Here is a 19,355-nt window from a genome sequence, read left to right on the forward strand (position 1 = left end):
GACGCTCTGTCGATATGGACAGAGCGTGGCGTCAACCGATCAGGGAAATTTTCAGCAGGTAGCGCAGATCATCGAGAATGGCCTTGCCCTTGCTGCCGGCCGGATAGCGCAGCACCAGATTGCCGTGTGGATCGACCAGCCATAGCTGTGCCCCCGGCACTGCCTCAGCGGCCTTGTCGTAGGCCTGCAGATCCAGTTGATAGCGTCCAAGTTGCGGGTACTCGCGCTTGAGCGTGGCGTCGTACTCGGCCGGCAGTGGTTCGGCCAGCGCCAGGCCGTGACTCGCGCGGGCAGTCTCGCGATTGAGGCCAATCTGGATCTGCCGCGCCAGGTAAACCATCTGCTGACAGTCGGCCTCACAGGCGCCCGGTGCTGTCACCAGAATCTGCCACAGCGGCTCCACCTCGCCCTGTACGCCGAGATCGGCAAGGGTGCGCCCATCGCCGATCAGCACACCGTGGTAGCTGCGCGTCTCTGGCACCCAGAAGCGCCATTTGTACATGGCGTTAGCCAGGAACATCGGGCCGATGATAATGGCCAGGATCAACAACAACTGCAGGCGACCACGCCCCTTGCGCGGTGCCTCAGGCATGGCGATGGCTGGGTTCATGACGATGCTCCCGTGCATTGTGAATTCCGAGATAAATGAACAGACCAAGCAGTGCCGCAGCCAGAGAGAACCACTGCACCGCATAGCCAAGATGTTTGCTGGGGCTCATGGCCACGATTGGCCAATCGACGCGATAACTGGCCGGCCCGGGCTCCAGACGCACCTCGAAAGGCAGACCACCACGACCCAGCTGGCGCCAGAGACTGTCGGCCTCGACCTGCGTGATCAGTCGCGGCCAGCCTTCGGTCGCCGCACCGGAGCGCAGATTGAAACCACCAGAGGGCGCGACATAGACCCAGGCAGTGAGTTGCAGCACACCGTCAGGGCTATCGAAAGGCGGCGCTGTACGCCGATCCGGCCAGGGCAGCCAGCCGCGATTAAGCAACACCCAGAGACCGCTGGACTGATCGTAAAAAGGCTGCAACAACTCGACACCGGCATGGCCATCACGGATACGGCTATCGAGCAGCAGGCTGTGCTCGCTATCGAAGTGCCCACGCAGTTGAACGCGGCGGTAGGCAGGATCACGCATGGGCTCAAGCTGCTCGAGACTGATCGGCTCGGCCTGACGCCGTGCCTCGAAGCTGGCCAACAGCTGGCGTTTCTCTTCGCCACGCTGCAGCTGCCAGAAACCCAGCCAAAGCAAGCCCGGCAGCAGCAGGGCAACCAGCAGGCTGGGCAACCAACCGGGACGGAAGGCGCTCATTGCGCCCTGCCGATACGATCGGGGTTGCTGGCTATACTGCAATGCATCACGTCAATCCCCCGGAGTCTCACATGCTCAAGGCCGCGATCGTCCTCATGCTGCTGGCAACCATCGCCAGCCTGTTCAGCGGCCTGTTCTTCCTGGTCAAGGACGAAGGCCATGGTTCCCGCGTGGTCGGCGCGCTGACTGTCCGTGTCGGCCTGACCGCTATTACCGTTGCCCTGATCGCCTGGGGCTTCTACTCAGGGCAACTGGTCTCTCACGTTACCTGGTAGCCCCCGCTACAGTACGTAGACGAAGATGAACAGGCCGAGCCAGACCACATCGACGAAGTGCCAGTACCAGGAGGCTGCCTCGAAGCCGAAGTGCTGATCGGCGTCGAAGTGCCCACGCATGATGCGCACCAGCATTACCACCAGAATCAGCGTACCGAGCGTCACGTGCGCACCGTGAAAGCCGGTGAGCATGAAGAAGGTGGCGCCGTAGATGCCTGAGCCAAGCGTCAGCCCAAGCTCGGTGTAGGCCTCGATGTACTCCTCGACCTGAAAGAACAGGAATGCCAGGGCCAGCACGATGGTCGCCGCCAGCCAGGCCTTGAGCGGGCCGCGGTGGTTCTTCTTCAGGGCATGATGGGCGAAGGTGATGGTGACGCTGGAGGACACCAGCAAGATGGTGTTGACCAGCGGCAGATGCCAGGGGTCGATCACCCCGCTCGGTGGCGGGAACAGCTTGGAGTCGGGGTTCTGCAACATCGGCCAGCTGTATTCGAAGCCTTCCCAGAGCATGTTGGCCACGCCCTTGTCACCTTCGCCGCCGAGCCAGGGGCCGGCCCACATGCGGATGTAGAACAGGGCGCCGAAGAAGGCGACGAAGAACATCACCTCGGAGAAGATGAACCAACTCATGCCCCAGCGAAAGGAACGGTCCATCTGCGCGCTGTACAGACCGCTGCGGCTTTCCTTGATGACGTTGCCAAACCAGCCGAACAGCATCCAGGCCAGGATCAGCCCGCCGACGAAGAAGATCAGCGGCCCGTTGGAGCCTTCACGCCCCGCCGACAGATCGTTGAACCAGGTGCCAACACCGTAGAAGCTGACCAGCAGGCCGATGGTGGCGACGATGGGCCACTTGCTCTGCGCCGGTACATAATAGTTCTCGTGACTTTCGTGACTCGACATTGTTGTTCTCCTTATGGAGCCTGTGCCACTGGCGGTTTGCGCGCGGTGATATCGAACAGGGTGTAGCCCAAGGTCAGGTGCTTCACGTCCTGCGGCAGGTCGCGGTCGACGATGAAGCGCACCGGCATTTCGATGCGCTCGCCCGGCTGCAACACCTGCTGGGTAAAGCAGAAACACTCGGTCTTGTGAAAGAAGGCCGCCGCCTTAGAAGGCGATACGCTGGGTATCGCCTGCGCGCTCATCGGCTTGTCGCTGGGGTTATAGGCGACGAACAGCATGTCGCGCGCCTCACCCGGGTGAACCAGGATCTCGTCGGCCTGGGGCCCGAACTCCCAGACCATGCCGGCGGCGTTGGTGGCGAGAAACTGCACGCGCACCTGGCGCTGCTCATCCACCATTTGCTCGCCCTGGTAGGCCCCTGCCGTCTTGCCGTTGATGCCGAAGACCCGGCACATGGCGTCGTAGAACGGCGGCAGGACGAAGATGCCGAAGCAGAACATCACCACCACTACGATCAGCAGACGGGTAACCAGGCGACGAGTCGCGATGACCTCGCTCACGGCAGACCTCCTATTTCACTTCCGGCGGCGTGCTGAAGGTGTGGTAGGGCGCCGGTGAAGGCACCGTCCACTCCAGCCCTTCGGCACCGTCCCAGGGTTTCGCCGGGGCCGGCTTGCCGCCGCGAATGCACTTGATGACGATGAACAGGAACAACAGCTGAGTGGCCCCGAACATGAACGCGCCGATACTGGAGATCATGTTGAAGTTGGCGAACATCATGTTGTAGTCGGGGATACGCCGCGGCATGCCAGCCAGGCCAACGAAGTGCATCGGGAAGAACGCCAGGTTCATGCCGATGAAGCTCATCCAGAAATGCAGCTTGGCCAGGGTTTCGTCATACATGTGGCCGGTCCACTTCGGCAGCCAGTAGTAGGCCGAGGCGAAGATGCCGAAGATCGCGCCGGGCACCAGCACGTAGTGGAAATGCGCCACCACGAAGTAGGTGTCGTGATACTGGAAGTCCGCCGGGGCGATGGCCAGCATCAAGCCGGAGAAACCACCGATGGTGAACAGGATGACGAAGGCCACCGAGAACAGCATCGGCGCCTCGAAGGTCATCGAGCCCTGCCACATCGTGCTGGCCCAGTTGAACACCTTCACCCCGGTGGGCACGGCGATCAGCATCGTCGCGTACATGAAGAACAGCTCGCCAGTCAGCGGAATGCCGACGGTGAACATGTGGTGCGCCCAGACGATGAACGAGAGGAAGGCGATCGCCGCCGTGGCGTAGACCATCGAGGTGTAGCCGAACAGCGGCTTGCGCGCGAACGCCGGGATGATCGAGCTGACCGCGCCGAAGGCGGGCAGAATCATGATGTACACCTCGGGGTGACCGAAGAACCAGAACACGTGCTGGAACAGCACCGGATCACCACCGCCAGCAGCGTTGAAGAAGCTGGTGCCGAAGTGGATGTCCATCAGCATCATGGTCACGCAGCCAGCCAGTACCGGCATCACCGCAATCAGCAGAAACGCAGTGATCAGCCAGGTCCAGACGAACAGCGGCATCTTCATCAGGGTCATTCCGGGGGCGCGCAGGTTGAGGATGGTGGCGACCACGTTGATCGCCCCCATGATCGAACTGATGCCCATCAGGTGCACGGCGAAGATGAAGAAGGTGGTACTCTCCGGCCCGTAGGTGGTCGACAGCGGCGCGTAGAAGGTCCAGCCGAAGTTCGGCCCGCCACCCTCCATGAACAATGTCGAGACCAGCAGACCGAATGCCGCCGGTAGCAGCCAGAAGCTGAAGTTGTTCATCCGTGGCAGGGCCATGTCCGGCGCGCCGATCATCAGCGGGATCATCCAGTTGGCGAGGCCGACGAAGGCCGGCATCACCGCACCGAAGACCATGATCAGGCCGTGCATGGTGGTCATCTGGTTGAAAAATTCCGGCTGCACGATCTGCAGGCCCGGCTGGAACAGCTCGGCACGGATGACCATGGCCATCGAGCCGCCCAGCAGGAACATGCAGAAGCTGAACCACAGGTACATCGTGCCGATGTCCTTGTGGTTGGTGGTCAGCACCCAGCGCATCAGGCCCTTGGCCGGGCCATGGTGGTGGTCAGTATGACCGTGGTCGATCACTGCACTCATGTCCTTACTCCTGCGCCTTGGAGAAATCGAGAATGTCCTTGGGCGTGACCATGTCACCGACATTGTTGCCCCAGGCGTTGCGCTCGTAGGTGATGATGGCGGCCAGGTCGACCGGCGACAGCTGCTTGCCGAAGGCGGCCATGGAGGTACCCGGCTTGCCTTGGTAGACGATGTGGATATGCCCCTCGGCCGGCCCGGTGGCGATGGCCGAGCCCTTGAGCGCCGGGAACATCGGTGGCAGACCTTCACCGGTAGGCTGGTGGCAGGCTGCGCAAGAGGTGTTGTAGGCCTTCTCACCACGCGCCATCAGCTCTTCCATGGTCCATTCCTTGCTGGTCAGCTCACGCTCAGCGGCGGCAGCCTGCTTGCGCTCGGCCAGCCAGGCATCGAAGTCTTCCTTGGACTTGGCCTCGACCACCACCGGCATGAACCCGTGGTCCTTGCCGCACAGCTCGGTGCACTGGCCACGGTAGATGCCGGGTTCCTCGATGCGCGTCCAGGATTCGTTGATGAACCCGGGGATGGCGTCCTTCTTCACTGCCAGTGCCGGTACCCACCAGGAGTGAATGACGTCGGCGGCGGTGATCAGGAAGCGCACCTTGGTGCCCACCGGCACCACCAGCGGCTCGTCGACTTCCAGCAGGTAGTGTTCGCCCTTGGCTTCGCGGTTATTGATCTGCGAGCGCGGCGTGGTCAGGTTGCTGAAGAATTCGACATCCTGACCCAGGTACTTGTAGTGCCACTTCCACTGGTAGCCAGTGACCTGAATATCCAGCTCGGACTCGGAGGTGTCGTAGATCTCGATCAGCGTCTTGGTCGCCGGGATCGCCATCACCACCAGAATGGCCAATGGCACCACGGTCCAGAGAATCTCGACGGTTGTGCTTTCGTGAAAATGCGCGGGTTTCTGGCCGGTGGAGCGGCGGTGCATGATCATCGACCAGAACATGGCGCCGAACACGATCACACCGATCACAACGCAGATCCAGAAAATGGTCATGTGCAGATCGAAAACGGAGCGGCTGACGTCGGTTACACCGGGCGCCATATTGACCGTCCACTGCGCGTGCGCCGAGCCTAATGCCAGCCACAGCAGGAGGCCCATCCAGACTCGTGGATGTCGCATCATTGCGGGTTCCCCTTGATTGTTCTTGTTATCCCGCCGGCTGAGCCTGCGGCTAAGGGATCGACTGCCATAGAGCGACAAGGCGGAATCACTGTCCGCGTACCGCGCTCAACTGCTGGCGACTACTGCCGAAACCTCTCCGTGCCTGAGCTCGTCCGGTTCCATCAGGTACTGCCTTTCGAACTCGAGTATAGACGGGGAGTTGCACCTCGCAACGTACGCGCAAAAATCGCCGAAGGCGCGCAAGCCTTGTGCTAAACGCCCCGGCTGACGCGGGGTGTAGCCGTTCTGATACAGGCATTTATAGCCAACTCGCATAAGTATGAAAAAGTTATGACAATCGCGTCTTAGCCGACTGCCGGAGCCGGCTAAGGTTCACGTCCATGTCCTGAAATGTAGGAGCCGTCATGAACACCGCCGCCCTTCGTCAATTGATCACCCAGGCTCGTCAGCAGGAAAGTGGCAGCCAGGCTCTCTCGCGCTTCCTGCAGGCTCAGCTGGAGCGCCTGCACCCGTCCATCCGTCTACCGGAGGATGATGCGCCTGGGGCACTGACCGCCTTCGTCATCGCCTATATCGAGGAGGTGCCGGACGTGCTCGACGCTGCTGCCGAAGTAGCGCGCGAAGCAGGAATCGAGGCCGCCGTGAAACCGGTACTGAAGATCGCCGAGCATTTCTTCCTGCAGCCACCAGCGCTGATGGAGGGCCACGAAGGACTCGAAGGCCTGCTCGACGAGGCCTATCTGGCCCATCGCCTGGTGGAAGAGGTCAACGACCGCTATATCGCGCACCTCGGCCAGCCGCTGATCCCGCTGGACACCACACGCGCCAACCTGATCGCCCACCAGTTGATTGGCGAGCCCTTCGCCAACCAGCTCGACGAAGCGGTGCATCATGCCTTGGCCGGTATGCTCGATGACGCCAGCTTCGACCAACCCTCGGTGCAGGCCTACCGCGAACGTCTGGCGGCGCCGGATACCGCCTCGGCCTGGCGGCGCTGGCCCTGCCTGTCGCAACAGCTCGGCGTGGAGCTGCAACTCAAGGCGTGATCAGTAGCAGGATCAGGGTCAAGGTCAGCAGCGAGCCGAGGGTAGAGAACAGGATCGCCCGCGACACCAGCGCCGCCTGGCGCTGGTAGTACTCGGCGAGCATGAACGGCCCGGTGCCCGTTGGCAGCGCGCTGAGCAGCAATGCGGCGTGCGCCCAGAACGGCGGCAGGTCGAGCAACACGAAGGCAATGAACCAGGTCACCAACGGCTGCAGCACCAGCTTCAAGGCCACCAGCGGCCAGGCGCCTTCGCTCGGCCCGCTCTGCCGCTGCGCCAGGAACAACCCCAGCGACACCAGCGCACAGGGCACCGTGGCGGCGCCGAGCAGGCGCAGAAATTCGTCCAGCGCCGCGGGCATCTGCACGCCACCAAACGCCCAGGCAGCACCAAGCAATGGCGCGACCACCAGCGGGTTTTTCAGGAGCGCCATGACCACCTGAAAGATGGCGCCGCCCAACCCCTTCTTGCTCTGCAGACCTACCTCGATGCACACCACTGCCAGGCCGAACAGCACACAGACCACCATCAGCGAGGCGATCAAGGCCGGCGCCATGCCGTCCTCGCCCAGTACCAGCACGCACAGCGGAATGCCGATATAGCCGGTGTTGGCGTAACCGGCGCTGAGCCCGTCGATACTGGCGTCGACCAGGCTGCCAGTGGTTTTCCAGCGATACACCAGCGTGACCAGAAACACCGCGAGCATGCCGCCGGTAAAGGCGATCAGGAAACCGGGCTGCCAGATGTGTGCCCAGTCGGCCTTGGCCGTAAGGCTGAACAGCAACGCAGGCAGGCCGAGCCAGACCACGAAGCGGTTCATCTCCGATGCGGCGGTCTCTCCCAAGCGATTGGTTCGCCGGCAGATGAAGCCAACCAGGATCAGACCGAAGATCGGCAGCAGTACATTGAGAACGGTGGACATCGAACCACGCCAACGACAGGGGAGGACCGAGACTAGGTGGCCGCGCTGCTCAGGGCAAGCGCCTACCTGTGATTCCGTAGCGCCCGCAGGCGTCTAGCTCTGACCTGCCGGGACGCTCCCCGGCCTACTCGCGAGCCTGAACATGCAAGCGCTGTTGACCGAAATTCTCGATGAAGTCCGCCCGCTGATCGGCCAGGGCAAGGTGGCCGATTACATTCCCGCGCTGGCCAACGTGGTGCCTGACCAACTGGGCATCGCCGTATACGGCAACGACGGCCAGGTACATGTCGCCGGCGATGCACGTACGCCCTTCTCGATCCAAAGCATTTCCAAGGTGTTCAGCCTGGTCCAGGCCATCGGCCACAGCGGCGAGAGCATCTGGCAGCGCCTGGGCCATGAGCCGTCCGGGCAGCCGTTCAACTCGCTCGTGCAGCTCGAATTCGAGCGAGGCAAGCCGCGCAATCCCTTCATCAACGCGGGCGCTCTGGTGATCTGCGATATCAACCAGTCGCGCTATGCCGCACCGGCACTATCGATGCGCGACTTCGTCCGGCGTCTGTCGGGCAACCCCGAGGTCACAGTGGACAACCACGTCGCCGAATCGGAGTACCAGCACCGCGCGCGCAACGCGGCAGCTGCGTACCTGATGCAGTCGTTCGGCAATTTTCACAACGAAGTCGAGGCGGTGCTGCGCAGCTACTTCAGCTGCTGCGCGCTGCGCATGAGCTGCGTCGACCTGGCGCGTGCCTTCGGCTTCCTGGCCAATGAAGGTTTCTGCCAGCACAGCGGCGAACAGGTGCTATCGCCACGCCAGACCAAACAGGTCAACGCCATCATGGCCACCAGCGGGCTGTACGATGAGGCCGGCAACTTCGCCTACCGCGTCGGGCTGCCGGGCAAGAGCGGCGTCGGCGGCGGCATTCTCGCCGTGGTACCGGGGCAGTTCAGCGTGTGCGTGTGGTCACCGGAGCTCAATGCTGCGGGCAACTCCCTGGCCGGGATCAAGGCGCTGGAGCTGCTCAGCGAACGCATCGGCTGGTCGGTATTCTGAGGTATGGTCACAGGGGCCGGCGCAGTGCTGTGTCGGTGCCCATCGATCAGCCCTGGAGTACTTATGTCGTTGCCTGAATACCACATGTTCGCCGCCGCGCCCGAGCCAGTCGCGCCGTTCTCCCACGCCTGCGAAGCCGATGGCTGGGTGTTCATCACCGGCCAGCTGCCCATCGACCCAGGCAACGAAGCGGCGCCGCTGCCCGAAGGCATCGAGGCGCAAACCCACAAGACCTTCGACAACCTGCTGGTGGTCCTCGAAGGGCTGGGTCTTGGCCTGGAAAACGTGGTCTCGGCGCGGGCGTTTCTCACCGATTTCTATGGCGACTACGCGCGCTTCAACGCGGTGTACGCCAGCTACTTCCCCGAGGGCAAACGCCCGGCGCGCACCTGCATCGGCACCACCGGCCTGGCGCGCCATGCCCTGGTGGAAATCGATTTCATCGCACGCCGGCCCTGAGGCTGGCTACAACAGCTTGCGGTACTGCACGAACCCCGAGCGTTCGCCAATGCGCTCGTAAAGCAGCTTGGCCTGGCTGTTGGTTTCATGTGTCAGCCAGTGCACCCGCGAGCAGCCGGCGGCGCTCGCCTGCTCAAACACATGCTGGATCAACTTGCGCCCGATGCCGCCGCTGCGCTCGCCCTTGGCGATGAAAATATCCTGCAGGTAGCAGTAGTCGCCGGTGGTCCAGGTCGAGCGGTGGATGACCCAGTGCACCAAACCAATAGCCTGCCCATCACGCCAGGCCAGGGCAGCGCCCATCGGCTCGCCGGGGTCGAGAAAACGCTGCCAGGTAACAGCGCTGGTCTCGGCAGGAATCTCGGTCATGTAGAAGCGCTGGTAGCCCTGCCACAGGGGCAACCAGGCTTCTTGATCGGCAGCGATTACAGGGCGAATGTCGATACTCATCGTCCTTCCTCTGTTTGGGCAGGTGGATCAGTCGCTCATCTCACCACAGAGATCGCGCGCCAGCCAGTGCTCGACCTGCGTTTGCGGCAAACCGGCGCCGAGCAGGGCGAACAGCTTGCCCAGTGCCGCCTCACGGGTCATGCCGCCACAGGACACCAGGCCGACCTCGGCCAGACGGCTGCCGGCCGCATAAACACCGAACTGCACATGGCCTTGCGGGCACTGACTGATTGCCGCCAGCACCACGCCGCGCTGATGCGCTTCACGTAGCACGCTCATCAATGGCGCGTCGCCGGCCGGGCCGGTGCCACTGCCGTAACACTCCAGCAGCAGCCCCTGCGCGCCGCTGGCCAGCAGAGCTTGCAGCTGCCCGGCCTGCACCGCCGGATGCAGCGGCAACACGGCAAGGTTCACAGGCTGACGCGGCTGGCGAAAGTCGATACGGTCATCGACCGTGGCCCGCTCGGCCTGACGCTGACGCGGAAGCACCTGGAAGGCATCGAAGGCATCGCTGCGCAACTTCGAGCAACGTGCGCCATGCAGCAGCTGGCCGTTGAAATACAGGTGCACGCCAGGCTTCACACCGCGATACAACGCACGCATGGCGCCGAACAGGTTGGGCCAGGCATCTCCACCATCGACACCAGCCGGCTGCATGGCGCCGGTGAGCACCACCGGCGCATCGAGCCCGAGCAGCAGGAAACTCAGTGCCGCAGCGCTGTAGGCCAGGGTATCGGTGCCGTGCAGTACCAGCACGGCGTCGTGGCCATCGGTCTGTACAGCAGTGACGATTTCGTCGCGCAGCGCCAGCCAGTGGCCGGTGTTCATGTTGGCGCTGTCGATCAGCGGCAGCAGCTCGCGAAACGTCCATTGCGGCAGCTCACTGGCGTTCTCGCCGGCTTGCTGGCTGCGCATGCGCGCCTCGAAACCCGAGGCCGGCGCCAGGCCGTCTGCGCTCATCTGCATGCCGATGGTGCCGCCTGTGTACAGCACCAGGAGTTTTTCTGGGGTCGCCATAGGCTCTCCTCACAAATCACGGGCCTGCGCGACATTCATGACGTCGCTTACGACGGCCCGAACAATAGCTGCCAACGCTGGCGGGCAAGAAAAAGGGGGCCTCGCCCCCTTCTTCCATCTGAGTCAGATCAGCGCTGGTAGACGCGATCCCCAATTTCCGCCTGGTCGGCGGTTTCACCTGGCTGGCTACCCCAGACGGCAGGGTCGAGGTCCAGATCAGCGAACTGCTTGGCATCCAATACCGGCGACTCAACACCCGCCTTGATCTGGCTATCGTAGTCGCGCATCAGGCGCATGCCCACTTTGAACAGCAGCGCCAGGGCGATGAGGTTGGCGATGGCTAGCAGACCCATGGTCACATCGGCGAAGGCGAACACGGTGCCCAGATCCTGCACCGAACCCCACAGCACCAGGCCGACCACCAGCACGCGGTAGATCATTACCGGGCCACGCTTCTGGCTGAAGAAGCCGAGGGCATTTTCGCCGAGGTAGTAGTTGTAGATCAGGGTGGTGAAAACGAACAACAGCAGCGCCAGGCTGACGAACACCCGGCCCCACTCGCCGACCACGGCGGCAACCGCGCTCTGGGTCAGTACCACGCCAGCCTGCTCCATACCCGGCTGATACACGCCCGACAGCAGGATGATCAGCGCCGTGCAGCTGCACAGGATCAGGGTGTCGATGAACACACTGAGCGACTGCACGATGCCTTGCGCGGCCGGGTGCTTGACCTCGGCGACAGCGGCCACGTTCGGTGCACTGCCCAGGCCGGCTTCGTTGGAAAACAGACCGCGCTTGACGCCCATGATGATGGCCGCGCCGATGCCGCCGGCGAAGGCCGGCTCGAGGCCGAAGGCGCTCTTGAAGATCAGGGCGAAGGTGGCTGGAACTTCGCTGATGTTCATGCCGATCACCAGCAGCGCCATGCCCAGGTAAGAGAACGCCATCACCGGCACCAGCACGTCGGCGAACTTGGCGATGCGCTTGATGCCGCCGAAGATGATCAGGCCGATCACCACGGTCAGGGCGATGCCACTGGCCAGGGTCGGGATGCCGAAGGTGTCGTGCAGCGAGTTGGCGACGGTGAACGACTGCACGGCGTTGAAGCCGAAGCCGAAGGTCATCAGCAGCAGGATCGACACGACGATACCCAGCCAGCGCTGACCAAGGCCGTGCTGGATGTAGAAAGCCGGGCCACCGCGGTAGCCGCCATCGGCCTCGCGACGTTTGTACAGCTGAGCCAGCGAGCACTCGAAGTAGCTGGTGGCCATGCCGACCAGGGCCACGACCCACATCCAGAAGATGGCGCCCGGACCACCGAGCATGATCGCCACCGACACACCGGCGATGTTGCCGGCGCCCACACGGCCAGCTACCGACAGCATCAAGGCCTGGAACGAGCTGAGCTGGCCCGGCTGACGCTGGAATGCCTCGCTGAAGATGCGGAACATGCTGCCAAAGTAGCGGAACTGGACGAAGCGCGAAGCGATGGTGAAGTACAGGCCGAGACCGATCAGCATCACGATCAGCAGCTTGCTCCAGATGAGGTCATTGAGAAGATCGAGCATGGAGGCTTTCTCTCTTGTTGTTCTGAATGGGAATGCGCCGCGCCGGGCGGGTGGCGCAATCTTTGGTGAAGGCGCCGCGCGGGACAATTTCGCAGGTCGCGGCAACCTGATGCGAGTTGATGCTAGAATCGCGTCATTCGCATCAGCTGGAGCGGCCATATGTCCGATTCCCTCGGCAGCAATCTGAAATTGCTTTGCAGCCATTACCGCTCGATTGCCGAGGTATGTCGCAAGCTGTCGATCAACCGCGCGCAGTTCAACCGCTACCTGGCCGGGCAGAGCCGGCCGACCACGCACAACCTCAAGCGCATCTGCGATTTCTTCGGCGTCGAACCCTTCGAGCTGAGCATGCCGGCCGAGCAGTTCACCCGGCTGATCGGCGCACGCAGCGGTGATGCGCAGCCGCACAGTGGCAACGATCCATTGCTGGAGCTGTTCACGCCGCTGCGCCGTCAGGCCAGCCCGATGGAGCGCTACTGCGGCTACTACTTCGAATACTCCAACTGCATGTCGGTGCCGGGGCATGTGCTGCTATCGCTGGTGCACCTGCGCGAGGAGCGCGGCAACTACCTGTTCGAGCGCCAGGAACGTCAGGAGCGGCAGGAACCCGCACGTGGCGAGGACTGGGTGCGCTGCCGCTACCTGGGCACGGCGTTCTTCCTGCAGGACCGCCTGTTTCTGGTCGACTACGAGTCACTCACCGGCAACGAGATGAGCCAGACCATCCTCATACCCAGCTTCAAGAGCCGCATCATCCGCCTCAACGGCATCAAGACCGGCGTCTCCAGCGGCGACCGCCGCACGCCTGCCTGCACCCGTGTGGTCTGGCAATACCTGGGTAACGAGATCAACCGGGTCAACGCCTATCGCCAGCTGATGCTCTACGCCCCCGACGACCCGCGCATCGACGACGACATCCGCGAGCGCCTGGGCGGCGCACAGCTACGCAATGGACTGTTCGAGATGGAGTGAGGCATTACTCGCGCAGCGTCTCCAGGCGCTGCCGCTGCTGGCCCCGCTCGTCGAAGTTATCCACCATCAGCCAGCGCTCGAAGGCATCCCGGCGGGCCGGCCATTCACCGTCGATGATGGAGAACCAGGCGGTGTCGCGGTTACGCCCCTTGCGCACCATGTGCTGACGGAACAGCCCTTCCTGGATGAAGCCAAAGCGCTCAGCAGCGCGCCGCGAGCGGGCATTGGCCGCGTCGCACTTCCATTCCAGGCGCCGGTAGCCGAGGTCGTCGAAGGCATGCCGCGCCAGCAGATAGATCGCCTCGGTCGCCCCCGCCGTGCGCTGCATCGGCGCGCCGAAGGCGACGTGGCCGATTTCGATGCTGCCGTCCTGCGCGGTGATACGCAGGTAGCTGAACAGCCCCAGGGCGAGGCCGCTGGCCAGGTCGACCACCGCGTAGAACAGCGGATCGCGGCTCCGCGCATTGCCGGCCAACCAGGCATCGAAGACGCCACGCTCGGTGAAGGGGCCGTAGGGCAGATAATCCCAGAGCGCCGGGTCCGGACCCTGCAACGCGCGCCACAGATCATCGCCATAACGCGCGACATCGAGCGCTTCGAGACGCACGAAACGGCCTTGCAACGAGCGCTGGTCCGGTGCGGGACGGGGTTGCCAGTGAGCGAGATCACGCGTCATCAGAAGAGTTTCCTGTACTGGATGAAACCGGAGCGGTCGCCAATGCGGTCGTAGAGCATACGCCCCTGGTAATTGGTTTCCTGGGTCAGCCAATGCACGCGGCTGGCACCGGCAGCGCGTGCCTCGGCGTAGACATGCTCGATCATCGCGCGGCCGATGCCGCCACCGCGAATATGCTCGGCGACGAACAGATCCTGCAGGTAGCAGTAGTCACCATTCGTCCAGCAACTGCGGTGATAGATGAAGTGCACCAAACCGACCGCCTCGCCGTCCTGCCAGGCCAGAGCGGCGTGCATAGGCTCGGCCGGGTCGAGAAAGCGCTGCCAGGTAAGGGCGCTGGTCTCGGCCGGGATCTCAGCCTGGTAGAAGCGCTGGTAACCCTGCCAAAGCGGCAGCCAGACGGTGTGATCGGCAGCGGTGATGGGACGGATGTCGAGCATGATGGCCTTCCTGTGGAGTCAGTCGGTGGGATTCATCTGCGCTGCCAGTTCGTGGTCACGCGGGCTGGCGGAGGTCGCCAGGCCGGCGCGGACACCGGCCTGGTCTGCCTCGGAACGGTTCTGGCTAAGTTTCCATTTGCCTTCGAGCCGGCGAATCGGCAGGGCGAAGCCGACGATGGCTCGCAGCATGGCGTCGATGTAGTCGCGCGGCGCATCCTCGACTGCCCAGGGCTGCGCGCGACCCTGCTCATGGCGGTCGCTGAGGCGGCTGACCAGTTGCAGCAGGCGCCCGGGGTCGTCGAACACTTCCGCTTGGCCCCAGGCATGCACGGCAATGTAATTCCAGGTCGGCACCACCTTGCCGTGCTCGGCCTTGGCCGGATACCAGCCGGGATGCACGTACGCATCCGCGCCGCTGAACACCACCAGCGCCTCGACACCGCTGGCCAAATCACGCCAGTGCGGATTGGCCCGGGCAAAGTGGCCGTACAGCGTGCCGAACTCGCCCTCGTCAGGCGCCAGCAGCAGCGGCAGATGGCTGGCCTGCAGGCCCTGCGCACCAATGCTGGTCACGATGGCCAGTCCGCTGGACTGCATCTGCGCATGCAGGGTGGGCAGGTCGTCCAGACGAAAGGCGGCGGGACAGTACATGAGGGTTTCTCCTAACGTGATGGGGCCATGCTAGGCAGGATATTGGCCTGATGTAAGATCCATTCCTGACGACTTTCATAGAGCCAATTTGCCGATCATGACGCGCTCGTCCGCCTTGCCATTCGATCTTTCCGGCATCCACCTGCAGCCCGGTCAGGGCCTGGCGCGCCAGCTCTACCAAGCCTTGCGCGAGCGCATCCTCGACGGCCGCCTGGCCAGTGGCACACGCCTGCCGGCCAGCCGTGAGCTGGCCGCGCTGCTGAGCATCTCGCGCAACACCGTGACCCGTGCCCTGGACCAGCTGTACGCCGAGGGCTACGTCAACGGACGAGTCGGCGATGGCACCTACGTCGCCGATCTGACGCGCCACCGGCCTGCCCCGGTGGCAGCCGTCGCCCCGGCAGCGGCCAGCCCGGCAATGCAGCTGTTGCACAACCACCACCTGGCCACACCGGCCAAGGGCGCGCCACGCGCCTTTCGCATCGGTGTACCGGCGTTCGACATGTTCCCCTTCGAGACCTGGGCGCGTCTGCAGGCGCGCTTCTGGCGCAAACCGTCGCCGGCCCGGCTGGGCTATGGCGACCCCGCCGGAGACCTGCAACTGCGCGAGCTGATCGCCGCCTACCTGCGCAACAGCCGCGGCCTGACTTGCGAGGCGCAGCAGGTCCTGATCACCTGCGGCTCGCAGCAGGCCATCAGCCTCTGCGCGCAGTTGCTGGTACAGCCCGGCGCGCGGGTGGCGCTGGAAAATCCCGGGTACCGCGCGGCGGGCCATGCCTTCGCAGTGGCCGGCGCGCAACTGTGCGGTATCGCAGTGGACGGCGAAGGCATGGATATCGACGCGCTACAGCGCCTCAACGATTGCCAGCTGGCCTATGTCACGCCCGCGCACCAGTACCCCACCGGCGTGACCCTGTCGCTGCCACGGCGCCTGGCATTGCTGGAGTGGGCCAAGCGTGTGAACGGCTGGATCATCGAGGACGATTACGACGGCGAGTACCGCTACAGCGGTACGCCGCTCGCCCCCCTGGCAGCGCTGGATGAGCAGCAGCGGGTGATCTACATCGGCACGTTCGGCAAGCTCGCCTTTCCGGCTCTGCGCCTGGGCTATCTGGTGCTGCCGCCTGCGCTGGCCGAGAGCTTCGCCCGGCGCCAAGCGCTGGAGATGCGCCACTCGGAGGTCGGTACCCAAGCGGTGATGGCCGAATTCATCGCTGCCGGGCACTTTCAGCGCCACGTACGACGCATGCGCCAGGCCGCACGCAGCCGCCGCGACGCCTTGCTCGCGGCCTGGCCGGCGATGATTCCGGGGTGCTCTTCGCTACCGGCTGTGGACGCCGGCCTGCACTTGAGCATCAAGGTGGAGAGTCTTGCGCGAGAACGCGAGCTGATCACCGCCGCACGCGCCGCCGGCATCGAGATGAACCCCTTGAGCGATTACTGGCTGCCCGACAGCGAAACAGCTGAGGACGCTCGCGCCGGGCTGGTGCTCGGTTTTGCTGCAGTACCGGAGGCGCAGATCGTCGAGGCGGTGCAGCGGCTAAGGCGGGCCTGGAAGCTGTAGCAGGCCGAGATAGCGCCTGTGGGAGGGGCGTTCGGCTCTGGCATCCTGCTTCGCTCTACCTCCTGCATCCATGCAGTCGTAGCCGCGACTGATGTATCGCATCTACCCCCAGGATGTCGGGCAAAAAAAGGGATGGCCGAGGCCATCCCTGAAGGTTGAGGCTGGTGAAGGCCTCCTATGAATCAGGTTGTCAGCTACGCGGACGGGCGGGCAGCTGACGGTCGGCGTTGCCGAATCTCCCATCAGGGCTGCAGGGGCACGAGGCGCGGGGCGATCATGTTCTCGGGGCGCAGGATGTCGGCCAGGGTGGACTCGTCCAGTAGCTGCTCCTCACGCACCAGCTCCAGCACGCCGCGTCCGCTTTCCAGAGCGACCTTGGCGATGCGAGTGGCATTCTCGTAGCCGATATAGGGGTTGAGCGCGGTGATCAGGCCGATGGAGTTTTCCATCAGTTCACGGCAGCGGTCTTCGTTGGCGGTGATGCCGTCGATGCACAGCTCGCGCAGCATATCCATGGCGCGGGTCAGCAGGCGGATCGAGTCGAAGATCTTGTAGGCGATCAGCGGCTCCATCACGTTCAGCTGCAGCTGGCCGCCCTCGGCGGCCATGGTCAGCGCCAGGTCGTTGCCGATCACTTCGAAGGCCACCTGGTTGACCGCCTCGGGGATCACCGGGTTGACCTTGCCCGGCATGATCGAGCTACCCGGCTGACGCGGTGGCAGGTTGATTTCGTTGATGCCGGTACGCGGGCCGCTGGAGAGCAGGCGCAGGTCGTTGCAGATCTTCGACAGCTTGACCGCGGTGCGCTTGAGCATGCCGGAGAACAGCACGAAGGCGCCCATGTCGCTGGTGGCTTCGATCAGGTCGGCAGCCGGGGTCAGCGGGTGACCGCTGATGATGGCCAGGCGCTTGACCGCCAGGGCTTGGTATTTCGGATCGGCGTTGATGCCGGTGCCGATCGCGGTACCGCCCAGGTTGACTTCGGTGAGCAGGGTCGGCGCCAGCAGTTTCAGGTGCTGCAGATCTTCACCCAGGGTGGTGGCGAAGGCCCGGAACTCCTGGCCGAGGGTCATCGGCACGGCGTCCTGCAACTGGGTGCGGCCCATCTTCAGCACGTGGCCGAATTCCAGACCCTTGGCGGCGAACGACTGAATCAGCTTGTCCAGCGCGCTCAGCAGGCTGTCGTGACCGAGCAGCAGGCCGAGGCGGATGGCGGTCGGGTAGGCATCGTTGGTCGACTGCGCCATGTTCACGTCGTTGTTCGGGTGCAGGTGCTGGTACTGGCCTTTCTCATGACCCATGGCCTCGAGGGCGATGTTGGCGATCACCTCGTTGGCATTCATGTTGGTCGAGGTGCCGGCGCCACCCTGGATCATGTCGACCACGAACTGCTCGTGGAACTCGCCCTGGATGATGCGTGCACAGGCAGTGCTGATCGCCGTGTGCTTGGCAGCGGACAGGTGGCCCAGCTCACGGTTGGCGTCAGCCGAAGCCTGTTTGACCATGGCCAGGCCGATCACCAGCTTCGGGTAGTGCGACAGCGGCACGCCAGACAGGCGGAAGTTCTGCACGGCGCGCAGAGTCTGAATGCCGTAGTAGGCATCAGCGGAGACTTCGAGGGTACCGAGCAGGTCTTTTTCGACGCGAACAGATGCAGCAGAGGACATGATAGAGATGACTCTTGGGAAATACGGCAAGTGCCGCGATGCCAATAGAATAGGGGCTTTGACCGTCTCGCTACCAATGCCGTTACTTGCTGCCCTATGCATGATCGGCATAATGTGGATGTGACCGCAACAATGCACCAACCGTGTGCACTGCCCTGACATGAGCGGAGGACGCGCCCGTGAACCTGGAAACCAAATGGCTGGAAGACTTCGTCACCCTGGCCGCGACCCGCAGTTTCTCCCAGTCGGCGCAGAAGCGCTTCGTCACCCAGCCGGCGTTCAGCCGGCGCATCCGCAGCCTCGAGGCCGCATTGGGGCTGACGCTGGTCAACCGCTCGCGCACGCCGGTGGAGCTGACCGAGTCCGGCCAGCTGTTCCTGCTCACCGCACGCAGCATGGTCGAGCAGCTGGGTGAGGTGGTGCGTCACCTGCATCATCTCGAAGGACAACAGGGCGAAGCGCTGCAAATAGCAGCGGCGCACTCGCTGGTATTCGGCTTCTTTCCCGAATGGATCGCCCGCCTGCGCCGCGATGGCCTGCCGCTGAGCACCCGCCTGGTGGCGACCAACGTCGGCGAAGCAGTGCACTCGCTGCGTGAGGGCACCTGCGACCTGATCCTCGCTTACCACGACCAGGACGCCGCCGTGCAGCTGGCACCGGACATGTTCCCGTCCTTGCACCTGGGCTACAGCGAAATGCTGCCGGTATGCGCCGCAGATGAAACAGGCGCGCCCCTGTTCGACCTCGACACCGGACAGAGCGTGCCGCTGCTGGCCTACAGCGCCGGCACCTTCCTCGGCCGCTCGGTCAACCTGCTGCTGCGCCAGCGCGCCCTGCGCTCGACCACCGTGCATGAAACCGCCATGGCTGACAGCCTCAAAGCCATGGCCATGCAAGGCCTGGGCGTGGCGTGGGTACCGCGCCTGTCGATGAGCCCCGAGCTGGCCCGTGGCGAACTGGTGGTGTGCGGCAAGGAACACTGGCATATACCGCTGGAGATCCGCCTGTATCGCTGGGGCATGTCGCGCAAGGCGGCCGTGCGCCTGCTTTGGCGCAAGCTGGAGACGGGGGCGGTGGGTGGCTAGGGTGCGCACGGCG

Annotated in this window: 21 protein-coding genes; 7 read left to right on the forward strand and 14 right to left on the reverse strand. The window is 63.7% G+C overall.

Annotated features, from left to right (window positions below):
• Positions 1-31: 31 nt before the first annotated feature.
• Both CDO35_RS11800 and CDO35_RS11805 read right to left on the reverse strand, forming a co-directional pair.
• Positions 32-610, reverse strand: coding sequence for a hypothetical protein (locus tag CDO35_RS11800; protein ID WP_099524932.1), 579 nt, complete (start codon positions 608-610; stop codon positions 32-34).
• Positions 585-1,316: an SURF1 family protein gene (locus tag CDO35_RS11805; protein WP_099524933.1), complete on the reverse strand. Its 732-nt coding sequence runs from the start codon at positions 1,314-1,316 to the stop codon at positions 585-587. The genes CDO35_RS11800 and CDO35_RS11805 overlap by 26 nt, the downstream gene beginning before the upstream one ends.
• A gap of 71 nt (positions 1,317-1,387) precedes the next feature.
• Here CDO35_RS11805 and CDO35_RS11810 point away from each other — a divergent pair, with 71 nt between their 5' ends.
• Complete coding sequence (locus tag CDO35_RS11810; protein WP_017676409.1) at positions 1,388-1,591, forward strand: twin transmembrane helix small protein; 204 nt, start codon at positions 1,388-1,390, stop codon at positions 1,589-1,591.
• A gap of 6 nt (positions 1,592-1,597) precedes the next feature.
• Here CDO35_RS11810 and CDO35_RS11815 read toward each other — a convergent pair whose 3' ends face one another.
• The 4 genes from CDO35_RS11815 to coxB are packed head-to-tail and all read right to left on the reverse strand — an operon-like array spanning position 1,598 to position 5,777.
• A complete protein-coding gene (locus tag CDO35_RS11815) occupies positions 1,598-2,494 on the reverse strand; it encodes a cytochrome c oxidase subunit 3 (RefSeq protein ID WP_099524934.1) in 897 nt (298 codons plus the stop codon).
• A gap of 11 nt (positions 2,495-2,505) precedes the next feature.
• Entirely contained in the window at positions 2,506-3,054 is a 549-nt protein-coding gene (locus tag CDO35_RS11820; RefSeq protein WP_099524935.1) for a cytochrome c oxidase assembly protein, read from the reverse strand.
• A gap of 10 nt (positions 3,055-3,064) precedes the next feature.
• Positions 3,065-4,648 carry a cytochrome c oxidase subunit I gene (gene ctaD / locus CDO35_RS11825; RefSeq protein WP_017676406.1) on the reverse strand — a complete coding sequence of 528 codons (1,584 nt, stop codon included), beginning with the start codon at positions 4,646-4,648 and terminating at the stop codon, positions 3,065-3,067.
• Positions 4,649-4,652: 4 nt separating this feature from the next.
• On the reverse strand, positions 4,653-5,777 hold the full coding sequence (coxB, locus tag CDO35_RS11830) for a cytochrome c oxidase subunit II (protein ID WP_026088514.1): 1,125 nt from the start codon (positions 5,775-5,777) through the stop codon (positions 4,653-4,655).
• Positions 5,778-6,181: 404 nt separating this feature from the next.
• On the opposite strand from coxB, the gene CDO35_RS11835 reads away from it, so the two are divergent.
• Positions 6,182-6,823, forward strand: a complete 642-nt coding sequence (locus CDO35_RS11835) for a hypothetical protein (RefSeq protein WP_017676404.1) — start codon at positions 6,182-6,184, stop codon at positions 6,821-6,823.
• On the opposite strand, the gene CDO35_RS11840 is transcribed toward CDO35_RS11835, so the two are convergent.
• On the reverse strand, positions 6,813-7,742 hold the full coding sequence (locus CDO35_RS11840; protein ID WP_099524936.1) for an AEC family transporter: 930 nt from the start codon (positions 7,740-7,742) through the stop codon (positions 6,813-6,815). The genes CDO35_RS11835 and CDO35_RS11840 overlap by 11 nt on opposite strands.
• Positions 7,743-7,884: 142 nt before the next feature.
• Here CDO35_RS11840 and glsB point away from each other — a divergent pair, with 142 nt between their 5' ends.
• Together glsB and CDO35_RS11850 are read left to right on the forward strand one after the other, a co-directional pair.
• Entirely contained in the window at positions 7,885-8,793 is a 909-nt protein-coding gene (gene glsB, locus CDO35_RS11845) for a glutaminase B (protein WP_099524937.1), read from the forward strand.
• 63 nt (positions 8,794-8,856) lie between these two features.
• Positions 8,857-9,252, forward strand: coding sequence for a RidA family protein (locus CDO35_RS11850; protein ID WP_099524938.1), 396 nt, complete (start codon positions 8,857-8,859; stop codon positions 9,250-9,252).
• A 6-nt stretch (positions 9,253-9,258) separates the two neighbouring features.
• Here CDO35_RS11850 and CDO35_RS11855 read toward each other — a convergent pair whose 3' ends face one another.
• From CDO35_RS11855 to CDO35_RS11865, 3 genes are all read right to left on the reverse strand, one after another.
• Entirely contained in the window at positions 9,259-9,702 is a 444-nt protein-coding gene (locus CDO35_RS11855) for a GNAT family N-acetyltransferase (protein ID WP_099524939.1), read from the reverse strand.
• Positions 9,703-9,729: 27 nt separating this feature from the next.
• Positions 9,730-10,719, reverse strand: a complete 990-nt coding sequence (locus tag CDO35_RS11860; protein ID WP_099524940.1) for an asparaginase — start codon at positions 10,717-10,719, stop codon at positions 9,730-9,732.
• A 128-nt stretch (positions 10,720-10,847) separates the two neighbouring features.
• Entirely contained in the window at positions 10,848-12,287 is a 1,440-nt protein-coding gene (locus CDO35_RS11865) for an alanine/glycine:cation symporter family protein (RefSeq protein ID WP_099524941.1), read from the reverse strand.
• Between the two features lie 159 nt (positions 12,288-12,446).
• Between CDO35_RS11865 and CDO35_RS11870 the strand changes: the two genes are divergently transcribed.
• Positions 12,447-13,259 (forward strand): helix-turn-helix domain-containing protein, encoded by an 813-nt coding sequence (locus CDO35_RS11870; RefSeq protein ID WP_099524942.1) that lies wholly within the window; start codon positions 12,447-12,449, stop codon positions 13,257-13,259.
• Between the two features lie 4 nt (positions 13,260-13,263).
• Here CDO35_RS11870 and CDO35_RS11875 read toward each other — a convergent pair whose 3' ends face one another.
• Genes CDO35_RS11875 through CDO35_RS11885 form a run of 3 tightly spaced genes read right to left on the reverse strand, consistent with a single transcriptional unit; the run spans position 13,264 to position 15,026 of the window.
• The gene (locus CDO35_RS11875) at positions 13,264-13,935 is read right to left on the reverse strand and encodes a GNAT family N-acetyltransferase (RefSeq protein ID WP_099524943.1); all 672 of its coding nucleotides are present in this window, start codon (positions 13,933-13,935) and stop codon (positions 13,264-13,266) included.
• Positions 13,935-14,375, reverse strand: coding sequence for a GNAT family N-acetyltransferase (locus CDO35_RS11880; protein WP_099524944.1), 441 nt, complete (start codon positions 14,373-14,375; stop codon positions 13,935-13,937). The genes CDO35_RS11875 and CDO35_RS11880 overlap by 1 nt, the downstream gene beginning before the upstream one ends.
• A gap of 18 nt (positions 14,376-14,393) precedes the next feature.
• Positions 14,394-15,026 (reverse strand): FMN-binding negative transcriptional regulator, encoded by a 633-nt coding sequence (locus CDO35_RS11885; protein ID WP_099524945.1) that lies wholly within the window; start codon positions 15,024-15,026, stop codon positions 14,394-14,396.
• Positions 15,027-15,123: 97 nt separating this feature from the next.
• On the opposite strand from CDO35_RS11885, the gene pdxR reads away from it, so the two are divergent.
• On the forward strand, positions 15,124-16,590 hold the full coding sequence (pdxR, locus tag CDO35_RS11890) for a MocR-like pyridoxine biosynthesis transcription factor PdxR (RefSeq protein WP_099524946.1): 1,467 nt from the start codon (positions 15,124-15,126) through the stop codon (positions 16,588-16,590).
• A 242-nt stretch (positions 16,591-16,832) separates the two neighbouring features.
• Here pdxR and aspA read toward each other — a convergent pair whose 3' ends face one another.
• A complete protein-coding gene (aspA, locus tag CDO35_RS11895; RefSeq protein ID WP_099524947.1) occupies positions 16,833-18,257 on the reverse strand; it encodes an aspartate ammonia-lyase in 1,425 nt (474 codons plus the stop codon).
• 179 nt (positions 18,258-18,436) lie between these two features.
• Between aspA and CDO35_RS11900 the strand changes: the two genes are divergently transcribed.
• Positions 18,437-19,342, forward strand: a complete 906-nt coding sequence (locus tag CDO35_RS11900; RefSeq protein ID WP_099524948.1) for a LysR substrate-binding domain-containing protein — start codon at positions 18,437-18,439, stop codon at positions 19,340-19,342.
• The last annotated feature ends 13 nt before the right edge of the window (positions 19,343-19,355 follow it).

Source organism: Pseudomonas sediminis (genome assembly GCF_002741105.1).
GTDB classification, from domain to species: domain Bacteria; phylum Pseudomonadota; class Gammaproteobacteria; order Pseudomonadales; family Pseudomonadaceae; genus Aquipseudomonas; species Aquipseudomonas sediminis.

Excerpts from the sequence above, each read along its gene's own strand:
- ctaD (WP_017676406.1), bottom strand. The coding sequence starts at position 4,648 with ATGAGTGCAGTGATCGACCACGGTCATACTGACCACCACCATGGCCCG.
- CDO35_RS11860 (WP_099524940.1), bottom strand. The coding sequence starts at position 10,719 with ATGGCGACCCCAGAAAAACTCCTGGTGCTGTACACAGGCGGCACCATC.
- CDO35_RS11840 (WP_099524936.1), bottom strand. The coding sequence starts at position 7,742 with ATGTCCACCGTTCTCAATGTACTGCTGCCGATCTTCGGTCTGATCCTG.
- CDO35_RS11865 (WP_099524941.1), bottom strand. The coding sequence starts at position 12,287 with ATGCTCGATCTTCTCAATGACCTCATCTGGAGCAAGCTGCTGATCGTG.
- CDO35_RS11850 (WP_099524938.1), top strand. The coding sequence starts at position 8,857 with ATGTCGTTGCCTGAATACCACATGTTCGCCGCCGCGCCCGAGCCAGTC.
- CDO35_RS11875 (WP_099524943.1), bottom strand. The coding sequence starts at position 13,935 with ATGACGCGTGATCTCGCTCACTGGCAACCCCGTCCCGCACCGGACCAG.
- CDO35_RS11855 (WP_099524939.1), bottom strand. The coding sequence starts at position 9,702 with ATGAGTATCGACATTCGCCCTGTAATCGCTGCCGATCAAGAAGCCTGG.
- CDO35_RS11885 (WP_099524945.1), bottom strand. The coding sequence starts at position 15,026 with ATGTACTGTCCCGCCGCCTTTCGTCTGGACGACCTGCCCACCCTGCAT.
- glsB (WP_099524937.1), top strand. The coding sequence starts at position 7,885 with ATGCAAGCGCTGTTGACCGAAATTCTCGATGAAGTCCGCCCGCTGATC.
- CDO35_RS11835 (WP_017676404.1), top strand. The coding sequence starts at position 6,182 with ATGAACACCGCCGCCCTTCGTCAATTGATCACCCAGGCTCGTCAGCAG.
- CDO35_RS11880 (WP_099524944.1), bottom strand. The coding sequence starts at position 14,375 with ATGCTCGACATCCGTCCCATCACCGCTGCCGATCACACCGTCTGGCTG.
- pdxR (WP_099524946.1), top strand. The coding sequence starts at position 15,124 with ATGACGCGCTCGTCCGCCTTGCCATTCGATCTTTCCGGCATCCACCTG.
- CDO35_RS11805 (WP_099524933.1), bottom strand. The coding sequence starts at position 1,316 with ATGAGCGCCTTCCGTCCCGGTTGGTTGCCCAGCCTGCTGGTTGCCCTG.
- CDO35_RS11800 (WP_099524932.1), bottom strand. The coding sequence starts at position 610 with ATGAACCCAGCCATCGCCATGCCTGAGGCACCGCGCAAGGGGCGTGGT.
- coxB (WP_026088514.1), bottom strand. The coding sequence starts at position 5,777 with ATGATGCGACATCCACGAGTCTGGATGGGCCTCCTGCTGTGGCTGGCA.
- CDO35_RS11870 (WP_099524942.1), top strand. The coding sequence starts at position 12,447 with ATGTCCGATTCCCTCGGCAGCAATCTGAAATTGCTTTGCAGCCATTAC.
- CDO35_RS11815 (WP_099524934.1), bottom strand. The coding sequence starts at position 2,494 with ATGTCGAGTCACGAAAGTCACGAGAACTATTATGTACCGGCGCAGAGC.
- aspA (WP_099524947.1), bottom strand. The coding sequence starts at position 18,257 with ATGTCCTCTGCTGCATCTGTTCGCGTCGAAAAAGACCTGCTCGGTACC.
- CDO35_RS11810 (WP_017676409.1), top strand. The coding sequence starts at position 1,388 with ATGCTCAAGGCCGCGATCGTCCTCATGCTGCTGGCAACCATCGCCAGC.